The sequence below is a fragment of the Streptomyces sp. A01 genome (genome assembly GCF_059026195.1).
This window is the reverse complement of record NZ_JBWLKN010000007.1, coordinates 336,399-354,796: the sequence shown is the minus strand read 5'-3', so window position 1 is coordinate 354,796 and position 18,398 is coordinate 336,399. Positions and strand designations below refer to the sequence as shown.

Genomic DNA, 18,398 nt, shown 5'->3' with positions numbered 1-18,398 from the left:
CATGCACGACGCCTTCCTCCAGCTTGCCCACTGCATGACCCTCGCCCGCAAGCACCCAGCATTCCGAAAGGACCCCTTAGGGCTCGGTCGAGATCGCTGTGGGCTGCAGTGACGACGGCTATATCACGGACACCGAATGCCTACTTGCTCTGCGCATCTCGGCTGCGGCCGCGGTGCGCAGAGTTCGGCTGCTCGGTTCGTTCTGAGCGGTCAGCCGCGCCTCGCCTCCAGGCAGAAACGCTCACCGCGGACGTGGGCGCCGCTGCTAACATCACCGCATGATCGCGCCTTCGTTCCGAATCAAGATGATGCCCCGCCAGCGGGGCTGCTGATAACGGACGCGCGTTTCCGAGGCCCCGAGACGGGGCCTCGATCTGTTCATGGACTCGGAGCTCCGCCTCGCAACTTACGGAGGTTCCGATGACCGCACCACGCCACTACATCACCACGACGATCCCGTACGTCAACGCCCGCCCGCACCTGGGCTTCGCCCTTGAACTGGTCCAGGCGGACGTTCTCGCCCGGCACCACCGCCACCGCGGCGATCAGGTCCGGTTCCTCAGCGGAACCGACGACAACTCGCTCAAGAACGTCCTGGCCGCCGAAGGCGAAGGGGTCGACGTTCAGACCTTCGTCGACCGCAACGCCGAGGCGTTCGCCGCGTTGCGGGAACCGTTGGCGCTCTCCTTCGACGATTTCATCCGCACCAGCCGCGACCCGCGCCATCGCCTCGGCGTGGAACAGCTGTGGCGCCAGTGCGCCGAGTCCGGTGACCTGTACCGCAAGCATTACGAGGGTCTGTACTGTGTGGGCTGTGAGCAGTTCTACGTCCCAGCCGACCTCGTCGACGGCCGATGTCCGGAGCACGGCACCGAGCCCCAACTGGTCGCCGAGGAGAACTGGTTCTTCCGCCTGTCGCGTTACGCCGACACCCTGCACGAACTGATCTCCAGTGGGACCCTGCGGGTCGAACCGGCTGCCCGCCGAAACGAAGTCCTCGCCCTCATCGCCGGAGGGCTGCACGACTTCTCCATCTCCCGCTCCCACACCCGGGCCCGCGGCTGGGGCATTCCTGTACCGGGCGACGCAAGCCAGGTCGTCTACGTGTGGTGGGATGCGCTCGGCAACTACGTCACCAGTCTCGGCTACGGGGACAATGCCGAGGCCTATCAACGCTGGTGGGTGCAGAGCAAGCGACGTATTCACCTGGTCGGCAAGGGGGTGGTGCGCTTCCACGCCGTGTACTGGCCGGCCATGCTGCTCTCCGCGGGGCTGCCGCTGCCCACCGACATTCTGGTTCACGACTACCTCACCGTCGACGGACGCAAGATCAGCAAGTCCAGCGGCAACACCGTCGACCCTGCGGACCTCGTCGACGAATTCGGCGCCGATGCGGTGCGCTGGTGGCTGCTGCGGGAAGTCCCCCGAGTCGGTGACGTCGACTTCACCCGGGAGCGGCTCATCGCCCGCGCCAACGCCGACCTGGCGGGCGGCCTGGGAAACCTCGTCAACCGGGTCGTGACCATGGTCCATCGCTACCGGCAGGGTCACGTGCCCATGCCCCGCACCGACGCTCTGGCCACGGAACCGCTATCCGCAGCCTGTCGCAGCGTCCATGACGAGGCTGGTGCAGCCCTGTCCAGCTTCGACTTCCGAAAGGCAGCCTCCGCGGTCTGGAGGATCGTGGAAGAGTCCAACCGCTGCATCGACACCATCCGTCCCTGGGAGCTGGCCAAGGCAGAACAGAGTGGCGACAGGGAAGCCGGGGAACATCTCGACACGGTCCTCGCCGCCCTCGTTCAGGCATGCCGCGTACTGGGCGACCAGTTGCAACCCTTCCTCCCGGATGCCGCCTCCCGAATCGCCCAGCAGTGTGCAGAGACCAATGGCAATCTGCCGCCCGCGAACCCGTTGTTCCCTCGCATTGCCGAGGGCAACGCATAGGACGACGCTCAACCTCACCTGGTGACAAATCCAGCGGGAGCGGCTTCTCCGTCGCTCCCGCACCGTCCCTATACAGCCGGTAAGTTGGCCAGCTCGCATCATCGTGTTGGTGCTGAGAACCGAGGAGACCCTTGCTGCCGGAGGTCGACGCGAAGCAGCATGAATGGCGGATCGACGACCGGGAGTATGCCCGGCAGGAAGAACGGCGTGGCCGCCGGTTCGCGTTCACGCACCTTGACCCAGCCCGCACCGCCTTGGCGGTGATCGACATGGTGCCTTTCTTCGTCTCACAGAACCCCACTGCCGCGGCATCGTGCCGAACATCAGCTGCCTCGCAGACAGCCTTCGAGCGGCGGGCGGCACGGTCGCCTGGACCCTGCCAGCGGTGAGTGAGCGTACAGCAGTAAGGGGCGAGTTCTTCGGTCCGGAGGTTGCCGAACTCTTCCGCACGTCCGGTGGGGCAGGGCCGCTGGCCGAGCGCGTCTGGCGAGATTTCACGGTCCACCACGGCGACCTGCTGGTGGAAAAGTCGGCACCCAGCGCGTTCTTCCCCGGCCGCTTTCCCCTCTCTGAGCAGTTGCAGCAGCGCGAGATCAACACCGTCCTGATCACCGGCACCGTCACCAACGTGTGCTGCGAGTCGTCAGCCCGCGATGCCAGCACCCTCGGCTATCGGGTCATCATGGTGGCCGACGCGAACGCAGCAGGTCGCGACGAGGACCACAACGCCACGCTGCACACCATCTACCGGACCTTCGGCGATGTGCGCCACACCTTGGACGTCCTCGACTTGCTCAAGGCGTGAGAGCGGCTGACAGGCTCCCATTGTCGCTCGGACCGTCACGTCGCGCCGCCCTGGGCCCTGACGTGTGTTCCTGTGTCTCTCTCCGTGTCCCGAGTTGCGCTCTTGTGAATTCGCAGGTCGACGCAGATCGCGTTGAGTCAGGGATCATGGACGGTAGGCGCGGGGCCCAGGGAGTTGTGTCATGGGCCGCCCCAACCGGGCCACTCGGGCTGCCATCACCCAGCGCCGCGCTGATGCCATCGACCTCAAGCTCGCCGGCGTCGACTGGCTGACGATCGGCCGCAAACTCGCCGCCGACCCGGCCATCAACTCCGACGGCATCGCCTACCCGCAGGGGTACGGCATCGACAAGTACAAGCGCGGCCAGGAGCCCCCAACCGACAAACGGCTCATCGAACTCGCCTGCAAGGACGTCTCCAAAGCCCTGGCCGAGCGCACCACCGCTCTCGACGAGAACTCTGACGAGCTGCGGCAACTGATGGTCGAGCGACTTGAGCGACTCTTCTTCGGGGTCTATCGCGCCGCCATCCGAAATGGCGACTACCAGGCCGTCGATCGCGCTGGCGGATCATCGAACGCAGCAGCCGACTCCTGGGCCTGGACAGGCCCGTTCGCACGGAGTTGTCTAGTCCAGATGGTGGCGCCGTCCAGGTGGAGACCGCAGGCCTGGATGAGCTGGAGCGGCTGATCATCCTCGCCGGGGGCGATGCGGGCGAGGGTGGCAGGGGCTGACGAGGCCGCGGTCCTTCAGGTCTACCGGTCGCTTCCCACGCAGCGACGCCGCGAGATAGCCGCAGCCTCCACCCCTGAACTACGCGCTCAGCTTGTACGGATCGAGCGCGAGCTGGCGATGGACCGTTCGCCGGGCGCGATGGCCTCCGTGCTCACAGACGGCCGGGAGATGCAGGCCCCGCACCTAGTAGGGCTTGGTCAGGTCCGTATTGGGGTGGGTATGTCGCGGTGGCAGGTGGGGCAGGCGCCGGCCCAGAGGGCGAGAAGTGTCTGCAGTTCCCGGACGACCTGGTAGAGGCTCAGACCTGCGCCGCGTCTTTTGGGTCTCGTGCCAGTCGTTGCAGCGTGCACAAGGCATGCGCGGCGGAGACGAGGGTGACGTGGTGATGCCAACCGTTCCAGGTTCGGCCTTCGAAGTGGGCCAGGCCCAGGGCCTGTTTCATCTCGCGGTAGTCGTGCTCGATGCGCCATCGAAGCTTGGCCAGCCGCACCAGCGTGGCCAGCGGCATCCCGGAGGGCAGATCCGAGAGCCAGAACCGCACCGGTTCGCTCTCGCCGACGGGCCATTCGGCCAGCAGCCAGCGCTCAGGCAGTTCGAGAGTGTCGCTGGTCTTGCGAAGGCCGCGTCCGGCCGGGCGGATCCGCAGGGCGACGAACCGCGAGTACATGCGCTTGAAGCCACTTTGGCTCCTGCCCGGCCGGGAGCCTTCCCGCCAGGACACAGGTCTCGCGGCCGTCCGTCCGGCTTCGATGACCAGGTCCTTCATGGTCTGCGCAGGCTCGGGGTACTGCTTTCTGGGTGGCCGGCCGGTGCCCGCATAAGCGGGCTGGACGGGCCGGGCGCCGGCGGGCTGGGCGGTATGGCGAGAGGAAATCCCCACCACATAGGGCAGGCTGCGTTCTTCCAGGCCCAGACGGAAGGCAGCGGCATCACCGTACCCGGCGTCCGCGACCACCAGGGGAACGTCGACGCCCCATGACCGGGCCTCGTCGATCATGTCCAGGGCCAGCTGCCACTTCTCCACATGACCCGCCTGGGCGGGAATCCCGCAGCGGCCGCGGCGGGCGGTCTTGTCCGCATCGGCCTCCGGCGAGCCGGGATCCCAAGATGCGGGCAGGAACAGCCGCCAGTTGACGGCCGCGGAGGCACGGTCATCGGCCAGATGCGGGGAGACGCCCACCTGGCATTTGGTGACCTTGCCCGCGGTGCCGGTGTACTGCCGCGACACACAAGCCGAGGCATCCCCGTCCTTCAAAAAGCCGGTGTCATCCACGATCAACGCTTCCACGCCAATCGCGTCCTGCATCCTCCAGGCCAGCCGGGCCCGCACATGCGCGGGATCCCACGGGCTGGAGGTGATGAAGTGGGCCAGTGCCTGCCGGTTGCCGTCCTCACCCAGACGAGCCGCCATCGGTTCCACCGACTTGCGCCGCCCGTCCAGCAGCAGCCCGCGCACATACGCCTGCCCCCACCGCCGCTGATCCGCACGGAAGAACCCGTCGAACAACTCCGCCGCGAACGCCTCCAGATCCTCCCGGACCGAGGCCACCTCCTCAGGTGTCACACCAGGTCCAACGACGCTCATGGAGCAGTAGACACGCGTGCAAAAGTGAAAATGACCAAGCCCTACTAGGGCTGATCGACGCTGCCTTCGAAAAGGTAGCGGCCGGAAAGCCGACTCGACTGCTATTGACCATGCCCCCTCGGCACGGCAAGAGCCGCCGAGCTGCCCGCTGGGCACCGCTCTGGTACGTGCGCCGACGCCCGGAGCACCGGGTGATGATCGCTTCCTACTCCTCTGACCTTGCCGATGATCACGGCCGGTGGATCCGCGACGCGATCCTCAACTACGGCCCGCATCTCGGCGTCAGCCTGCGGCCCGGCTCCAGCGCGGCGAACGGCTTCGACCTGGCTGGCACCGAGGGCGGTGCCGTCATGGCAGGCGTCGGCGGTGGCCTCACCGGCAAGGGCGCCCACCTAGCCGTCGTCGACGACCCGATCAAAGACGCGGCCGAGGCCTGCTCGCCCACCATGCGCAAGCGCCTGTGGGAGTGGTGGCAGGCCGTCCTGCTGACCCGCATCGAGCCCGGTGGCTCAGTCATCTTGATCCAGACCCGCTGGGACGAGGACGACCTCGCCGGCCGAGTCCTCGCCGATGAAGGCGACCGGTGGACCGTCATCGACCTACCCGCCATCGCGTTCGCAGAGGACGACGCCCTCGGCCGTTCCATCGGTGCGCCTTTGTGGCCGGAGCGGTACGACAGCGACGCGCTGACCGAGATCCGACGCTCCGTCGGCGAACGCGTCTGGTGGAGCCTCTACATGCAGCAGCCGCGGCCGCAGGACGGCGGCGTGTGGCAGTGGCCCTGGATCACCAACAACCGCGTCAGTGCAGCACAGTTCCGGGGCATCGACCTCACTCGGATCGTCGTCGCCGTCGACCCTGCCGGTGGCGAGTCCGCCGTCGGCGATGAAACCGGCATCGTCGCCGCGGCCCGCGACCGCGACGGACACCTCTACGTTCTCGACGACCGCTCCGGCAACCGCAGCGCCGACGCCTGGGGCCGCGAGACCTGCCTGCTCGCCTTCGAACTCCGCGCCGACGCCATCATCATCCAGTCCAACTACGGCGGGGACATGAGCCGCCAGATCCTCAACCAGGCCTGGCAGGAACTCGAGCGCGAGAAGCGCACCGAAAACATGCTCATGCCCGCCGTTCTGTCCGTCACCGCTAAGCACGGCTAACGACTGCGTGCTGAGCCGATCGCCCAGCTCTACGAGCAGGGCCGCGTCCACCATGTCGGTGAGTGGCCGAAGCTGGAACAGCAGATGGTCACCTGGGTCGCCGGGATGGCCCCCCAGACCGCATGGATGCCGCAGTCCACGCCCTGACGCAGCTCGCCGACCCGGCCGAGAGCGGGATGTCCGCCTCGTCCTACCAGGATGGGCGCCTGTCCGGACGTCGATGAGGTGCGAGGTAGGCCTGGGCGGCACCTTGTCTCCTTTCCGCGACAGGCACGCAGCGGCCGACCAACACGGTGGGCTGCAGCCGTGCCGTCATGCTCGGTCACCGCATCAAGCTATGCAGCAGGCCGACCACGGCCAGGCCCACCAGCATTGAGACCCCGAAGGACGGGTGGAGGAAGGCTACGTACGTGCTGGCAGCGCCCGCCAGAAGCAGCAAGGCGGTGCGGGTGTCCAGCTGACCGTTCACATCGAACTCCCAGATACGAGGGCAGGAGCGCGGTCGTCCGTGTTCGATTCGGGAGGATGCACCGCAGACGGTCTAGCCTCGCAACTCTCGCGAAAATCTCTCCTTCCTCGGCCCGTTTCCGCAGGTCAACAACCCAGCACCCCGGACAGCGCAACTACTTCGTACGCATTTATTCCTCCAAGAGTCATTTGTCGGAGCCTGGATAGTAGGACTCCGTTAGGTCTGTCTCGGTCTTGGTGCCGTGTGTGTCCTGGAGGGCAGGGCCTGGTGGCAGGTGGTGCAGGTGCCGGTCCAGCACCATCGGCGCCCCGGCCCCGGAGATGGTGATCACCTCCCGCAAGGCCTGGACGCACCTGGCGTCCAATGGCGCGTACCGGGCCGCGTACTACGGCACCCCGGCCGGTGGCCAGACTCCGACCTCGACGCTGAACCCCGAGCAGATCAACTCTGTGCGCGGAAACTACGGCCTGCCGCCGGTCACGTTCTACAAGGCGCAGGTATGGCAGGACGACGTGTCCAAGCGGGTGCTGCCGGAGGACCGGTGGATCATGCTGTCTCCGGACCGAGCGAAGTGGGGGCAGGCCCAGTACGGCACCACCACCGAATCCCTGGCCCTGTCACGCGCTACGAATCCCTACATCGAGCGTGAGGACACGCCTGGCATCGTGATCACCCGCGACGTTCAGGATGTCCCGGTTCAGATCTGGACCAAGGGTGCGGCAGCAGCGATGCCGGTCCTGTACTCCCCAGACTGCCACATCACGGCGACGGTCCTGTGAGTGCGGGCAAGGAGGTCCTCGGGGTCCTCGCAGCCACCGTTCACGTGATTGACCCAGTCGACCGAGTTCCCTTCGTGCTGCTCGCCGGTACGCAGGTGACGGATCCAGCTGTGGCTGCCCAGATCACCAACCCTCGGAGCTGGCAGGATCCGCCTCCGGCCACTGAGCCTGAGCTCAAGGCACCCCGCAGGTTGAAGCTCGCCCAGAAGTAGACCGCGTGGTGGGGAGGAGCCCGCGCTCCTCCCCACCATTGAATGATCGGGAGCGCCATGAACGACGAGATACTCCACTAGCTGCAGGCTCATCTCGGTTCCGAGATTGATCTTTCAGACGTAGCTGCTCGCTACGAGCGACTGCGTTCGGCTCGGGCTGTCGCCGCCGAGGTTTCCGGGAGCGGCTCGCAAGGCTTGTGGCCGAGCCGTTGACGGTCACCGTCAACGTGGTCGCCACCATCGACAACTCTGCCAATGTGGCAGCCCTCGAAGGTCAATTGGCGCAGTTGGATGACGAGGTTGCGCCGGACACTCACCTAGATGGCGCGAGGCTACTGACCAGCGTTCAACTGGTTGCCCGGCTGCGCCGGTAGGTGGGGCAAGAGCCCAATCTTCATGCGCCCCGGCCCGGCCCAACACCGAGGGAAGCGATGCGATCGCTGTGCGGTGTGCCATGCCGGGCGCCGCGGCAGTGGAGCGTCGGACCACCTGCTGGACGGCAGGTTCATCATTCGCAGCGCATACCTCGCTCTGTGGGTGAAATAGAATGCACTGCGGCTTTTGAGGAGCTGGCTGCACGGACAACAGCAGAATTGCTGGCCCGCAGCCTGGGAGCCGACCCGGCAGACGTGAAGAGAGTGATCGCTCACTCGGCGAGGACCATCGCGGCTCAGCTCCGCATCTCACCCCTGCACACGCTTCGATGCATCGAGCCTTCCGTCATGGCTGACGTCATCGCTGAAGCCGCAGGCATCCACGCCGACCCCGGCACCTCCCGCCCTTCAGGGGATGCCGGGGCTAGCGTTTCGGTCCCTCGGTGGGTCACCGGCCATCGGTCATGGGACTGGCACAAGCCGCCAAGTACTCCAGCGGCAACCACGACGTCCACACCGTCCAAGCCGCCGTAGACCTGCTCACCGAGATAGGCGCAGCTTCCGTCGACGACGCTGACAGCGCGCACGTCATCGTTCCGGCGCGTGTCCTCGCTGAGACCGCCAAGGTCATCGACCATGTCGCCTCGCAGGTCGAGGAGGGAGCCTGGACCGGATGCCCGTGCGGCGACGACCATGGCCAGGCAGCACTCGACGCAGAAGCCGTCATGTCCCTGCGGAGCGACGCAAGCCTCACTCGGCAACTCGCCGACCAGTCCCCCGCCTAGATCATCCGGCGTACACCCCACCGCGAACTACCGACGTCGCTGCAGGAATTCGAGTCGCTCCATCCGCCACACAACATCGAGACCGGTGTCTGACGGTGCACGAGGAACGGTCGCCGACCGAGTCTCTACGTGAGTGAACCCAAGTCTCTTCGGGACGGCTCCGCTCGCAGAGTTGGCTTCATCGTGGATGATCTCCACGCAGTCGATGTTTCGCAGCGCGAACGCCTGACGAGTGAGGGCGGCGACTGCCGATGTAGCAAGCCCGCGACCAGTGAAATCCGGGTGTAGCCAGTAACCGATCTCCATTCCGACGGGCCCGCGATGGACGAGGGCACAACTGCCGGCCACCGCGGTCTCATTCCAGATCGCATACTTGTACCCGGTCCCACTGGCCCAGTCTGCTTCGCAGCGAGCGACGAAGTCCGTGGACCTCGCCCGGCTGTGCTCTGTTACCCACGGCATCCAAGGGCGCAGGTGCTCCACTGACTCCTCGATGAGCTGGTACACCGTCTCGGCATCGTGGTTTCTCCAGCGGCGCAGCTGGGTCGGTCGGAGGAAGAGCCTTTCGGCGGGCTCATTCATGGCTTCAGGATCACGCGCAACTCTCGTATATGGAACCGAATTTCGTCGGCTGCAGATATATAGAGGCTGGGCGCATGGCGTGCGTCCTATGGTGTGTGCGTCACCAGGAAGACACCGCCCCCAGGGCGATAGGGAGACGACGCATGCCCGTGACTAATGAGGCCTTGCACGACCGGTTCATCAACCTGGCGGCCTCCCCGAACAGGGCTCGGTCGTAGACCTAGTACTCCAGCAGCGTTTCGCTATCTGGCCTGGTCAGAGGCATCGCCGGGAGTGTAGTGGGCTGATGGCCTGTCAGAGGCCGTCTGGTCGGACCGCCCCCCCAACGAGTGGCATCGAAAACTGACCGAGCTGTGATGAGGGCAGCCTCCCCGCGTGATCGACGACCTTGCCGACGCGACCTGGGACCGTGAACTCAACGACCTCTTCCTGCGTATCGGCCACCGCTTCGGCCGCGCGGACCTGCGACGCCGCATGCGCGACTACCTCCGCGCACTGCTCGGCCCGGTCGGCCGCAAAAACGGCTGGCAACTGGCCGAACACGCAGGCCACCGCACCCCCGACGGCCTGCGACGGCTCCTGAACAAAGCCACCTGGAACGCCGACGACGTCCGCGACGACCTGCAGACACACGTCGCCGACAACCTCGGCGAAGCCGACGGGGTCCTCACCATCGACGACACCGGCTTCGTCAAGAAAGGCACCACCTCCGCCGGGGTTCAGCGCCAGTACTCCGGCACCGCCGGGGCCCGTAGGTCAATAACTGTCAGCGATGGGGTTCCGCAGGGGTTGTTCGGGCGTGTAGCTGTTCCAATGTGCGGGCGGGCGATCCGGGTATCGGCGTGACGAGGATCCGGTGCAGGTCCAGGAGCCGTTTTGCGTCCTGGTATTGGATGGACAGGTTGGTGCGGTTGACGCCCAGTAGTTGGGCCAGGAACGTCATGGTCACCGCTCTGCGGCGGCGCAGGATGGCTGCCAGGAGCCGGTGGGTGTGGTCCACGCTGCTGGTCTGTGGGTGGCGGTAGCTGCGCGGGTGGTGGAAGCGTCGCTGGAATGCTGCCTCGGCCAAGGCGCCTCATAAGGGCTCTGATACCGCCACCAAATACTCGAAGGCGGTTCGTGACATGCCGGTCAGGGCCGGATCGGTGAGCATCGCGGTCAGGGCCGGGTCGGTCCGGGGGGAGCTGTAGCGACGAGCGGATCGGGGTTCCTCAGACCCGAGCGCCGGAGAGGATCACGGTCGACTACTCCGCGCCGAATGCCGCTAAGGAGATGCACGTCGGGCACCTTCGGTCGACGATCATCGGCGATGCGGCGGTGCGCCTGCTGGAGTGGCTGGGGCACACCGTCATCCGACAGAACCACATCGGCGAGTGGGGCACGCCCTTCGGCATGCTCGTCGAGCACCTTCTGGACATCGGCGAGTCCGAGGCTGCCCACGAACTGTCCGTCGGTGACCTGAACGGCTTCTACCAGGCGGCCCGGCGCAAGTTCGATGCCGACGAGCAGTACAAGGATCGCGCTCGCAGGCGGGTGGTGTTGCTCCAGACCGGCGACGAGACGACGCTGCGTCTCTGGCACACGCTGGTCGATGAGTCGAAGAAGTACTTCATGACCGTCTACGGCATGCTTGGCGTGCGGCTCACCGAGGACGACTTCTTCGGCGAGAGCTACTACAACGATCATCTTCAGTCGGTCGTGGACGAGCTCGATGAGCTCGGACTGTTGCGGGAGAGCGATGGCGCTCAATGTGTGTTCCCCGAGGGCTATAAGAACCGCCACGGTGACCCGCTGCCGATCATCGTGAAGAAGGGTGACGGCGGATTTGTGTACGGCGCGACGGATCTCGCTACGATCCGTCATCGCTTGCGGAACCTGAAGGCGATCCGACTGCTGTACGTCGTCGGCCTGCCGCAGAGCCAGCACCTCGAAATGATCCATGCCGTGGCCCGGGATGCTGGATGGCTCGGCTCCCCGGCGCGGGCTGAGCATGTGGGCCACGGATCGATCATCGGCGATGACGGCAAGATGCTGCGCACCCGCGTCGGCGCCTCGGTGAAGCTGGTCGATCTGCTTGAGGAAGCGGTCAGCAGGGCGGCGTCGGTCATCGTCGTGAAAAAACCGCGGCTCGATGAGGAGACGCGTGCCGCTGTCGCGAGGGCCGTGGGCATCGGGCCGTCAAGTATGCGGACCTGTCGACCGACCGGCTCAAGGACTACGTCTTCGACTACGACCGGATGCTCGCGTTCGAGGGCAACACCGCCCCGTACCTGCAGTACGCGCGGGCTTGTATCTGCTCCATCTTCCGGCGGTCTGGGACTGAGCCGCCGCAGGACATCGCGGCGCTGGTCATCACCGAGCCCGCGGAGCGGGCGCTGGCACTGGAGTTGCTCGCATTCGGCAGCGTGGTGCCCTCGGTCGCCGAGACGCTTGAGTTCCACAAGCTCGCCACGTATCTGTACTCCCTGGCCAGCGCGTTCACCACCTTCTACGAGAAGTGCCCAGTACTCCGCTCGGAGGGCGAGACCCAGCAGTGCCGCCTGGGCCTGTGTGATCTGACGGCACAGACTCTCGAGCTCGAGCTGGGTCTGCTCGGCATCGAGTCTCCCGACCAGATGTAGTCGGAAGCCGAACGGGCAATGCCGGCACGGCTAAGCATGTGTGCTGTCAGGATCGTCCACCATGCCGACGCATCCCCTGCTGGACGTTGATTTCGTCGAACTGCTGGAGCCGTACCTGGAAGACGTGGGCCACGTCTTCCAGGCATTCCGGGAGCAGGATTCGGGCTGCGTGTCGTACGGCCTCGCGCTCGGGATCGAGCAGTGGTTCGTGAAGAGTGTGGCCACTTCGGCCGGAGTAGTTTCACTGCGTCGCGCTCTGGATGTGCACGGCGCGGTACGGCATCCGGCGATCGTGCCTCTGCGCCACCACTTTCCGATCAAGGACGGCTTGGCGCTGATCTATCCATGGGTTGAGGGCGAGGTCCTGTACCACCCCACGGTCGCCCACCACGGTGGTCGCTCTGCTCCGGACAGTCCGATGGCTCGGTTCCGCAGTCAGTCTGTCGCGGAGATTCTGCAGTCCCTGAACGCGATCCTCGACGCGCACCTGGCCGTGGAGAAGGCCGGGTTCGTCGCGGTCGACCTGTACGACGGCTGCCTCCTCTACGACTTTGAGGCGCAGCGCATGGCGTTGTGCGATTTGGATGAGTACAGGCCGGGGCCGTTCATCCTGGAGGCCGATCGGCTGCCGGGCTCACGACGTTTCATGGCTCCGGAGGAGTACTCTGAAGGCTCGGCCATCGATATCCGAACGACGGTGTTCGTGCTCGGCAGGGTCCTGCGCCTGCTGCTGGATGCAGGTGATGGCGAGCGGAGGTGGCGCGGTTCGCCGTCTCAGCTGAAGGTCATCGAGCGTGCCACTGCGAGCGATCCTGCTGACCGGTTCGCGTCGGTTGCGGCTCTCGTTCGGGCCTGGCGTGGCGCATGCAGTGGGCGCTGTTGATCTCTCTACTGTCGTGGTGAGACGGAACAGCGCCTTGTCTGCCGTGCCTGCGCGAGAGAGCTTGACCACGATCAACGGTCACAGGAGGCAACGGACAACAGTACGCCCGCACAGGGTGCAGTCGACTGTGTGGGTGGGCCAGCAGCCACCCACAGCCTGTGGATAACTTCGGCGACCAACCCCTGCGCACATCGGACATGGCGCACGACAGTCACGCGAGCGATGGAACAAACCACATGCGTGAGGCGTCCTGGATACGGATAGTGGCTGCATGGATCCGGTTGTCGTTGCCCGCGCCGTCGTAGAGGAACGTCATCCTGTCGCTCGTGCGGCGTTTCTGGGGGGCAGCGTGCTGACGGAGCGCCGCACGGCCTTGTCCGACTTGGACATCGTGGTGCTGTTGTATGGTCTGCCGGCTCCGTACAGAGAGAGCCTTCAGTACGGTGACTGGCCCGTGGAGCTCTTCGTGCACACCGAAGAGTCCTGGCACGAATTCGTGGACCGGGAAATCCGCGAGCGCCGGTCCCCGCTGCTGTGGATGTGTGCGGACGGCGAGTTGCTCTTCGACGTGGATGGGCTCGGTGCGAGTGTGGCTGCCGAAGCCAGGAAGCTGGCCCTCGCGGGTCCACCTGCGGCGACAGTGGAGGAGATCGAGGACTTCCGTTATGGGATCACGGATCTTCTGGACGATCTCGCTGGGTGTACCGATCAGGGTGAGCGGCTGTTTATCGCCTCAGAGCTGGTGAGACGGACAGGCGAACTGGCGCTGGTCCTCGGCGGGTCATGGGGCGGTGGCGGGAAGTGGCTGGCACGTCGCCTCGATGACACGGCACCCGGCCTCAATGCGCGCCTGCACCACGCTGTCCGTGAGGCGTTGAACGGGCAGACCGACGCCCTTGCTGGCGTCGTTGAAGACGTTCTGGCCCCTGCTGGCGGGCGACTGTGGATCGGGTATCGGCGCAGTGGGACTCCGTAACTGGCGGGGACGGGCTGCGGTGACCCCGATCGACACCGTAGGCGGCTCGTCGGCTCTACCGTGGAGCGATGGCTGAAGCTGTGCAGGGTCGCGCTGCGTTCCAGGTGTTGGTGCTGCCGTACTGCCGTACCGGCAGACTGAGGGAGGGCTGCTCTACGCATTGTTCCGTCGCCTGGACGGCGCCTACTGGCAGGGGGTCGCTGGTGGTGGTGAAGCGGGAGAAGCACCATTGCAGGCTGCCAGGCGAGAGTTGTCCGAGGAGACAGGCCTGGCCTGCGCCCGAGAGTTCATCTCGCTTGTCTCGCGGGCGACAGTCCCAGTGCTGCACGTCACCGGTGGGTTCACATGGGGGCCTGACGTCCTGGTGCATCCCGAGTACGCGTTCGGTGTCCGAGCAGACTCGATGGAGTTGGTGTTGTCCAGCGAGCACACCGAGTACGGCTGGTTCTCCCTCGACTCGGCCATGTCGGCGGCGCGTTGGGACTCCAACCGCACCGCGTTGTGGGAACTTGGCCGCTTCTCGTTCACGATGACCGGCAGATGCCCCCACGCCGGAGGTTCGGCGCCCAGTGCCTGCCACAGCATCTGTTGCTTGGGCGGGTTCGACAGGTGCTCTTCGCCGCGGATGACGTGGGTGATGCGCTCGTGGATGTCGTCCACCGCGTTGGCGAGGACGAAGACTGGGCTGCCGTTGCCGCGGGCGATCACGAAGTCTTCAATGGCGTTGTTCGGGAACTCGGTGCGGCCACGTACTACGTCGTCGATGACGGTGACGCCGTCGTCCGGGTCTTGAACCTCAGCGCCCGGCCCGGCTCGAAGGCGAGACCGCGGTCGCGGCAGAAGCCGTCGTAGCCGAGGTGCTGTGATCCGGTGCGTGCAGTGAGCTGCTCTCGGGTGCAGTCGCAGTAGTACGCGCGGCCAGCATTCTGCAGGTCGCGGGTGGCCTGGTAGTGGGCGTCGGCGTTATGGGACTGGAAGTTGGGGCCCTCGAAGACCGGGTCTTTGTCACTGATGCCGATGGCGAAGAGTGCGCTGAGGATGCCGTCCACCCATTCGGGGCGGTTGCGCTCGCTGTCGGTGTCCTCGATCCGCAGGACGAACCGGCCCTGCTGCTGTCGTGCCAGCGCCCAGTTGTAGAGGGCGGAGCGGGCCCCGCCGACCTGGAACATGCCCGTCGGGGACGGGGCGAAGCGGACACGGAGGGTCTTGGACTTGTCCCGGAGGGTAGTGGGGTGATTCGTCGGCTCGCCTGTGATTACGAGCCGACGCTCCCGCCGATTCCCGCGGTGGTTCAGAATGCCCAGCCGCGCCGGTCTGCGAGCCAACGCAGGGTGACTTCGCCGCACCAGGTCTGGTGCTGGCGAATGTACGGCGACCAGTCCGCTGCAGGCTGGGCGCCGGAGACCAGGAAAAACCCGGAAAGGGCCGCCAGGACAGCATCGAGCTGCTCGTCGTCGACTCCCCGGGCCGTGGGGTGGTCCGTGAAGAGGGTGGTGGCGTCGTGTCCATCAGCATGTGCTGTCGCGAGGAGAAGGGCAAGGTCGGACCAACTTGCACCGAGGCAGGGCCAGTTCCAGTCGCAGATCCGTGCGGCACCGCTGATGTCGATCAGGACATTGTCCTGGCGGAGATCGTGGTGGAGGACGGCATCACCGGCGGCGGCTTGTCGCCACTGGGCTTCCAGCGCGGCAAGGGCCTCGAGCCGGCTTGTGGGTACCCAGGCCGGCAGGATGTTCGCGCTGGTGGTGCTTCCGGTGATGTTGCGCCAGTCGGCGAAGTCGCCTCCGTAGCCGATCGGTTTGAGGCCGACCTGCTGGAGCGCCGCAGAGGGGGTGGCAAGCGCCTCGGCTGTGACGGTGTAGGCGTCGAGGGTCGAGGCGAGCTCGTCAGGCTTCCAGGGGGCACTGGGCATACGTCCGCCGGCGACCGCGTCGAAGCCGAGGATGACCCACCCGTCTCCTGTCTCCTCGACCCACCGCAGGCGGGGCGCGGGGACCTCGTCCGGTAGGGCCTGGTTGATCAGCGCCTCACGCTGGTAGCAGTCAGCGACCACAGCGTTGTCCCGTGCGTTGGCAGCCTTGACGAACACCGGCCCGTCGGGCCCGCGGAGCACGGCGGCGAAGCCACTGGTGAACCCGCTTCCAGCACTCGGCCCCGGATCCACCACGCCACCCAGACGCGTCGAGACGACCTGCTGGACGTCCTGCGGGAGGTCGGCCCAGCGCGGGCGTACGGCTGTGGCGCTGTACTCGAGACGCGGTGTGATGTTGTCCGTCATTCCCTCAGGGTGAGGGCAGCGCATCCATCTGCGCGACGGGTTTCTCGTCAGTGCCTGGGGCGATCCACCCTGTGGCGGCCAGTACCTCGCTGGCGATGTCCACGGCGGTTCGGCCGTCGGTCATCACCCGCACGGTGTCCGAGGGTGCCTGTTCCTCCAGGAGCCGTGCCTTGTAGGCGCTGCTTTCGCGTTCCTTCTCCAGTTCCGAGCCGAGTTCTCGGCCGGCCAGCCGCTCGTCGGTGGTGGCATCGGAGGCAACGAGCAGGACCCGCACGAGCTGAACGTCCGGCCCCATCGTGCGCTCGAACATGGCGGCTGCGTCGGACAGCACGCTCACGGTGTGCGTGTAGATGAGCCGGTGGTATCCGAGGTCCGCGTAGTTTGCCCAGATGGCCGCGAGGTTGCGCTCGACGATCCCCGAACGGCGCGGATCGCCCGCCGGAGCTGGGTGGACCTGGCCGAGGAAATCGCCCTCCAGGACCACGTGGGCGGCCTGCGCTGCGCGCAGCTGCGCGGAAACCTCCCATCCCACCGTCGTCTTGCCGACGCCTGCGCGTCCCCCGATCAGCAGTACCTCGCGTTGCTTCATGAAGGCAGCGTGCCAGCTGTCGGCGCACGGGGGGTGCAATACCCCTCACGAGGTTCGGCATCCTGTCCTGCTTGGGCTTCCCGTTTGCGAGATGTTGCCGCGACGGAGACCGGGTTCGTTTCTGTCGCCATCCTCAAGCTGACACCCATTCGACAGTCAGTACGCCAACCCGCTCTTCCAGCAAGTGACTCACTCCAACGGAAGAGGACGAGCATGTCGAGCGTAGGGCTTTCCGCAACGCAGGTGGATGAGTTTCTCGAGCAAGGCTTCATTCGGGTAGAGGGTGCGTTTTCCGGTGAGGTGGCGGCCGAGTGCCGTGCGATCTGCTGGCAGGAGACGGGCTGCGACCCGAACGATCCGGCAACGTGGACGGAGCCAGTGATCCGGCTGGGTTCCTGCGCCCAGGAACCGTTCCAGACGGCTGCGAATACGCCGTGGCTCCTGCAGGTGGTTTCCGGAACACCGTCGGCACGGGCAGACCCCTGAACCTCTACGTCCCGCTCTAACAAACCACCGCTAAGACGGTGGTGCTACCGCCCTGCTCCCTCGGGGTTCAACACCCATCAACCGCTCGGCCCAAGTGCAGGGTCCGATGTCACTGGCGGGTGGCATGCTGCCGGTAGCAGCCAGAGGGGGGCCTATGTCCGTACCGAGCAAGTGGAAAATTGCGCGGCATTGGGAGAAGAGCCAGAGGCGGCGCGATTTCGCACCGCACCTGCGTCTTGACGAGCCGTGTTGTTTCGCTTGCGGGTGGTTCTCTGAGCGGTGGAACCAGGCCACCCCCCAAGCCTCATGGCAACGCGCCAACCTCGAACGATCCCACGTCATCCCCAAGAGTCTCGGGGGGCCAGACGACGCGAGCAACCTGCTCCTACTCTGTCGACCTTGCCATCAAGAATCACCAGACTGGAGAGACCCAGAGCAGATGGCTCGCTGGATCGCGACCAAAGAAGAGCGCCCCAGCAGGGAAGTTGAGACCTTTGTGGCGTGGCTTGCTGCCGCCGAGAGGGCTCCGGATTTCAAAGACGCTCTGGCCTCTATTATCGCGGAGGAGGGGGCAATCGAGCGAGTATCCGAGCTCCTTCGGGGCCTCCTAGGTCAAGCAGGCACGCACTTCGGTATTGGATACAGCCAAGGCACCCGTGTCGCCGTGCTTCAGGCGGCTGCAAATGAGATCACCAAGCGTGTGCAGCAAGCAGGCTGCGAGGCTGAGAAGGCTTGATCGGTTGACATCCAAGAGTGACACCAACGACTGCGTACAGCAGAGGCCGTGCGCGATCTCGCTCAGCCGAGGCGTCCACGCAATCCTACGGTCGAGCTGAGCCTTGATCGAACTCCTAAAGCGAGTGTCGCAGGTTCGAATCCTGCCGGCGGCACCATGCCTGACCAGCAGCGGAGTCCCGTACCCTAGCCGCCCCATATGCCGCTTTCCTGTCCTGGCGTCCATGACTTGGCGTTGCATTGCGGAGTCGATTCGTCTTCGTCCCGTGGGCGGTACGTACGACCCATGAGACGAACACAAGAAAGCACAGGTCACCCCTTCGGTCTCAGCGGCGGCTGCCCTGACTCGCCGGCCAACGTCCGCGAGCTGGCGAGCGGGCCGACTCAGCCGCCCGCCACGTG

Annotated in this window: 17 protein-coding genes and 6 pseudogenes; 16 read left to right on the top strand and 7 right to left on the bottom strand. The window is 65.8% G+C overall.

Features of this window, described 5'->3' with window-relative positions:
* Positions 1 to 420: 420 nt before the first annotated feature.
* The 3 genes from metG (at position 421) to AC5P1B_RS12630 (ending at position 3,437) form a co-directional block, all read left to right on the top strand.
* The gene (metG, locus tag AC5P1B_RS12640) at positions 421 to 1,944 is read left to right on the top strand and encodes a methionine--tRNA ligase (RefSeq protein ID WP_493886989.1); all 1,524 of its coding nucleotides are present in this window, start codon (positions 421 to 423) and stop codon (positions 1,942 to 1,944) included.
* Between the two features lie 313 nt (positions 1,945 to 2,257).
* Positions 2,258 to 2,749, top strand: a complete 492-nt coding sequence (locus AC5P1B_RS12635; RefSeq protein WP_493886987.1) for an isochorismatase family protein — start codon at positions 2,258 to 2,260, stop codon at positions 2,747 to 2,749.
* Positions 2,750 to 2,930: 181 nt separating this feature from the next.
* Positions 2,931 to 3,437: a hypothetical protein gene (locus tag AC5P1B_RS12630; protein WP_493886986.1), complete on the top strand. Its 507-nt coding sequence runs from the start codon at positions 2,931 to 2,933 to the stop codon at positions 3,435 to 3,437.
* Positions 3,438 to 3,780: 343 nt separating this feature from the next.
* Here the strand turns inward: AC5P1B_RS12630 and AC5P1B_RS12625 are convergent, their stop codons facing one another.
* Positions 3,781 to 5,046 carry an IS701 family transposase gene (locus AC5P1B_RS12625; RefSeq protein ID WP_493886985.1) on the bottom strand — a complete coding sequence of 422 codons (1,266 nt, stop codon included), beginning with the start codon at positions 5,044 to 5,046 and terminating at the stop codon, positions 3,781 to 3,783.
* A gap of 131 nt (positions 5,047 to 5,177) precedes the next feature.
* Between AC5P1B_RS12625 and AC5P1B_RS12620 the strand changes: the two genes are divergently transcribed.
* On the top strand, positions 5,178 to 6,227 hold the full coding sequence (locus tag AC5P1B_RS12620) for a terminase large subunit domain-containing protein (protein ID WP_493886983.1): 1,050 nt from the start codon (positions 5,178 to 5,180) through the stop codon (positions 6,225 to 6,227).
* Positions 6,228 to 6,549: 322 nt separating this feature from the next.
* Here AC5P1B_RS12620 and AC5P1B_RS12615 read toward each other — a convergent pair whose 3' ends face one another.
* Positions 6,550 to 6,696 carry a hypothetical protein gene (locus tag AC5P1B_RS12615; protein WP_493886982.1) on the bottom strand — a complete coding sequence of 49 codons (147 nt, stop codon included), beginning with the start codon at positions 6,694 to 6,696 and terminating at the stop codon, positions 6,550 to 6,552.
* Positions 6,697 to 7,016: 320 nt separating this feature from the next.
* On the opposite strand from AC5P1B_RS12615, the gene AC5P1B_RS12610 reads away from it, so the two are divergent.
* The 3 genes from AC5P1B_RS12610 to AC5P1B_RS12600 all read left to right on the top strand — a co-directional run bounded on the left by AC5P1B_RS12610 (position 7,017) and on the right by AC5P1B_RS12600 (position 8,846).
* On the top strand, positions 7,017 to 7,475 hold the full coding sequence (locus tag AC5P1B_RS12610; RefSeq protein WP_493886981.1) for a major capsid protein: 459 nt from the start codon (positions 7,017 to 7,019) through the stop codon (positions 7,473 to 7,475).
* A gap of 409 nt (positions 7,476 to 7,884) precedes the next feature.
* Positions 7,885 to 8,061 (top strand): hypothetical protein, encoded by a 177-nt coding sequence (locus AC5P1B_RS12605; RefSeq protein WP_493886980.1) that lies wholly within the window; start codon positions 7,885 to 7,887, stop codon positions 8,059 to 8,061.
* A gap of 464 nt (positions 8,062 to 8,525) precedes the next feature.
* Positions 8,526 to 8,846 (top strand): hypothetical protein, encoded by a 321-nt coding sequence (locus AC5P1B_RS12600; protein ID WP_493886979.1) that lies wholly within the window; start codon positions 8,526 to 8,528, stop codon positions 8,844 to 8,846.
* A gap of 27 nt (positions 8,847 to 8,873) precedes the next feature.
* Here the strand turns inward: AC5P1B_RS12600 and AC5P1B_RS12595 are convergent, their stop codons facing one another.
* Positions 8,874 to 9,428 (bottom strand): GNAT family N-acetyltransferase, encoded by a 555-nt coding sequence (locus AC5P1B_RS12595; RefSeq protein WP_493886978.1) that lies wholly within the window; start codon positions 9,426 to 9,428, stop codon positions 8,874 to 8,876.
* Between the two features lie 375 nt (positions 9,429 to 9,803).
* Here AC5P1B_RS12595 and AC5P1B_RS12590 point away from each other — a divergent pair.
* Positions 9,804 to 10,175: pseudogene (locus AC5P1B_RS12590) on the top strand (transposase); the annotation flags it as partial.
* Here AC5P1B_RS12590 and AC5P1B_RS12585 read toward each other — a convergent pair.
* Positions 10,148 to 10,605: pseudogene (locus AC5P1B_RS12585) on the bottom strand (ISAzo13 family transposase); the annotation flags it as partial. The pseudogenes AC5P1B_RS12590 and AC5P1B_RS12585 overlap by 28 nt on opposite strands.
* A gap of 23 nt (positions 10,606 to 10,628) precedes the next feature.
* On the opposite strand from AC5P1B_RS12585, the pseudogene argS reads away from it, so the two are divergent.
* The 5 genes and pseudogenes from argS to AC5P1B_RS12560 form a co-directional block, all read left to right on the top strand.
* Positions 10,629 to 11,543: pseudogene (gene argS / locus AC5P1B_RS12580) on the top strand (arginine--tRNA ligase domain-containing protein); the annotation flags it as partial.
* 122 nt (positions 11,544 to 11,665) lie between these two features.
* Complete coding sequence (locus AC5P1B_RS12575) at positions 11,666 to 12,049, top strand: DALR anticodon-binding domain-containing protein (protein WP_493886977.1); 384 nt, start codon at positions 11,666 to 11,668, stop codon at positions 12,047 to 12,049.
* Between the two features lie 61 nt (positions 12,050 to 12,110).
* On the top strand, positions 12,111 to 12,932 hold the full coding sequence (locus tag AC5P1B_RS12570) for a protein kinase family protein (protein ID WP_493886975.1): 822 nt from the start codon (positions 12,111 to 12,113) through the stop codon (positions 12,930 to 12,932).
* A 271-nt stretch (positions 12,933 to 13,203) separates the two neighbouring features.
* Positions 13,204 to 13,908 (top strand): nucleotidyltransferase domain-containing protein, encoded by a 705-nt coding sequence (locus AC5P1B_RS12565; protein WP_493886974.1) that lies wholly within the window; start codon positions 13,204 to 13,206, stop codon positions 13,906 to 13,908.
* Between the two features lie 160 nt (positions 13,909 to 14,068).
* Positions 14,069 to 14,326, top strand: a pseudogene (locus AC5P1B_RS12560) (NUDIX domain-containing protein); the annotation flags it as partial.
* Positions 14,327 to 14,421: 95 nt separating this feature from the next.
* Here AC5P1B_RS12560 and AC5P1B_RS12555 read toward each other — a convergent pair.
* The 3 genes and pseudogenes from AC5P1B_RS12555 to AC5P1B_RS12545 all read right to left on the bottom strand — a co-directional run.
* Positions 14,422 to 15,077, bottom strand: a pseudogene (locus tag AC5P1B_RS12555) (glutamate--tRNA ligase); the annotation flags it as partial.
* Between the two features lie 122 nt (positions 15,078 to 15,199).
* Positions 15,200 to 16,186, bottom strand: coding sequence for a phosphotransferase (locus AC5P1B_RS12550; RefSeq protein WP_493886973.1), 987 nt, complete (start codon positions 16,184 to 16,186; stop codon positions 15,200 to 15,202).
* A 4-nt stretch (positions 16,187 to 16,190) separates the two neighbouring features.
* Complete coding sequence (locus AC5P1B_RS12545) at positions 16,191 to 16,775, bottom strand: hypothetical protein (RefSeq protein ID WP_493886972.1); 585 nt, start codon at positions 16,773 to 16,775, stop codon at positions 16,191 to 16,193.
* A gap of 213 nt (positions 16,776 to 16,988) precedes the next feature.
* Between AC5P1B_RS12545 and AC5P1B_RS12540 the strand changes: the two genes are divergently transcribed.
* The 3 genes and pseudogenes from AC5P1B_RS12540 (at position 16,989) to AC5P1B_RS12530 (ending at position 17,997) form a co-directional block, all read left to right on the top strand.
* Positions 16,989 to 17,261: a hypothetical protein gene (locus AC5P1B_RS12540; RefSeq protein WP_493886971.1), complete on the top strand. Its 273-nt coding sequence runs from the start codon at positions 16,989 to 16,991 to the stop codon at positions 17,259 to 17,261.
* A gap of 106 nt (positions 17,262 to 17,367) precedes the next feature.
* Positions 17,368 to 17,661, top strand: a pseudogene (locus tag AC5P1B_RS12535) (HNH endonuclease); the annotation flags it as partial.
* Positions 17,662 to 17,700: 39 nt separating this feature from the next.
* Complete coding sequence (locus tag AC5P1B_RS12530) at positions 17,701 to 17,997, top strand: hypothetical protein (RefSeq protein ID WP_493887027.1); 297 nt, start codon at positions 17,701 to 17,703, stop codon at positions 17,995 to 17,997.
* Positions 17,998 to 18,398: the final 401 nt, after the last annotated feature.

Bases quoted from the DNA above. Each gene is read 5' to 3' on its own strand.
- metG (WP_493886989.1), top strand. From the start codon at position 421: ATGACCGCACCACGCCACTACATCACCACGACGATCCCGTACGTCAAC.
- AC5P1B_RS12630 (WP_493886986.1), top strand. From the start codon at position 2,931: ATGGGCCGCCCCAACCGGGCCACTCGGGCTGCCATCACCCAGCGCCGC.
- AC5P1B_RS12620 (WP_493886983.1), top strand. From the start codon at position 5,178: ATGCCCCCTCGGCACGGCAAGAGCCGCCGAGCTGCCCGCTGGGCACCG.
- AC5P1B_RS12610 (WP_493886981.1), top strand. From the start codon at position 7,017: ATGGTGATCACCTCCCGCAAGGCCTGGACGCACCTGGCGTCCAATGGC.
- AC5P1B_RS12600 (WP_493886979.1), top strand. From the start codon at position 8,526: ATGGGACTGGCACAAGCCGCCAAGTACTCCAGCGGCAACCACGACGTC.
- AC5P1B_RS12595 (WP_493886978.1), bottom strand. From the start codon at position 9,428: ATGAATGAGCCCGCCGAAAGGCTCTTCCTCCGACCGACCCAGCTGCGC.
- AC5P1B_RS12575 (WP_493886977.1), top strand. From the start codon at position 11,666: ATGCTCGCGTTCGAGGGCAACACCGCCCCGTACCTGCAGTACGCGCGG.
- AC5P1B_RS12570 (WP_493886975.1), top strand. From the start codon at position 12,111: ATGCCGACGCATCCCCTGCTGGACGTTGATTTCGTCGAACTGCTGGAG.
- AC5P1B_RS12565 (WP_493886974.1), top strand. From the start codon at position 13,204: ATGGATCCGGTTGTCGTTGCCCGCGCCGTCGTAGAGGAACGTCATCCT.
- AC5P1B_RS12550 (WP_493886973.1), bottom strand. From the start codon at position 16,186: ATGACGGACAACATCACACCGCGTCTCGAGTACAGCGCCACAGCCGTA.
- AC5P1B_RS12545 (WP_493886972.1), bottom strand. From the start codon at position 16,775: ATGAAGCAACGCGAGGTACTGCTGATCGGGGGACGCGCAGGCGTCGGC.
- AC5P1B_RS12540 (WP_493886971.1), top strand. From the start codon at position 16,989: ATGTCGAGCGTAGGGCTTTCCGCAACGCAGGTGGATGAGTTTCTCGAG.
- AC5P1B_RS12530 (WP_493887027.1), top strand. From the start codon at position 17,701: ATGGCTCGCTGGATCGCGACCAAAGAAGAGCGCCCCAGCAGGGAAGTT.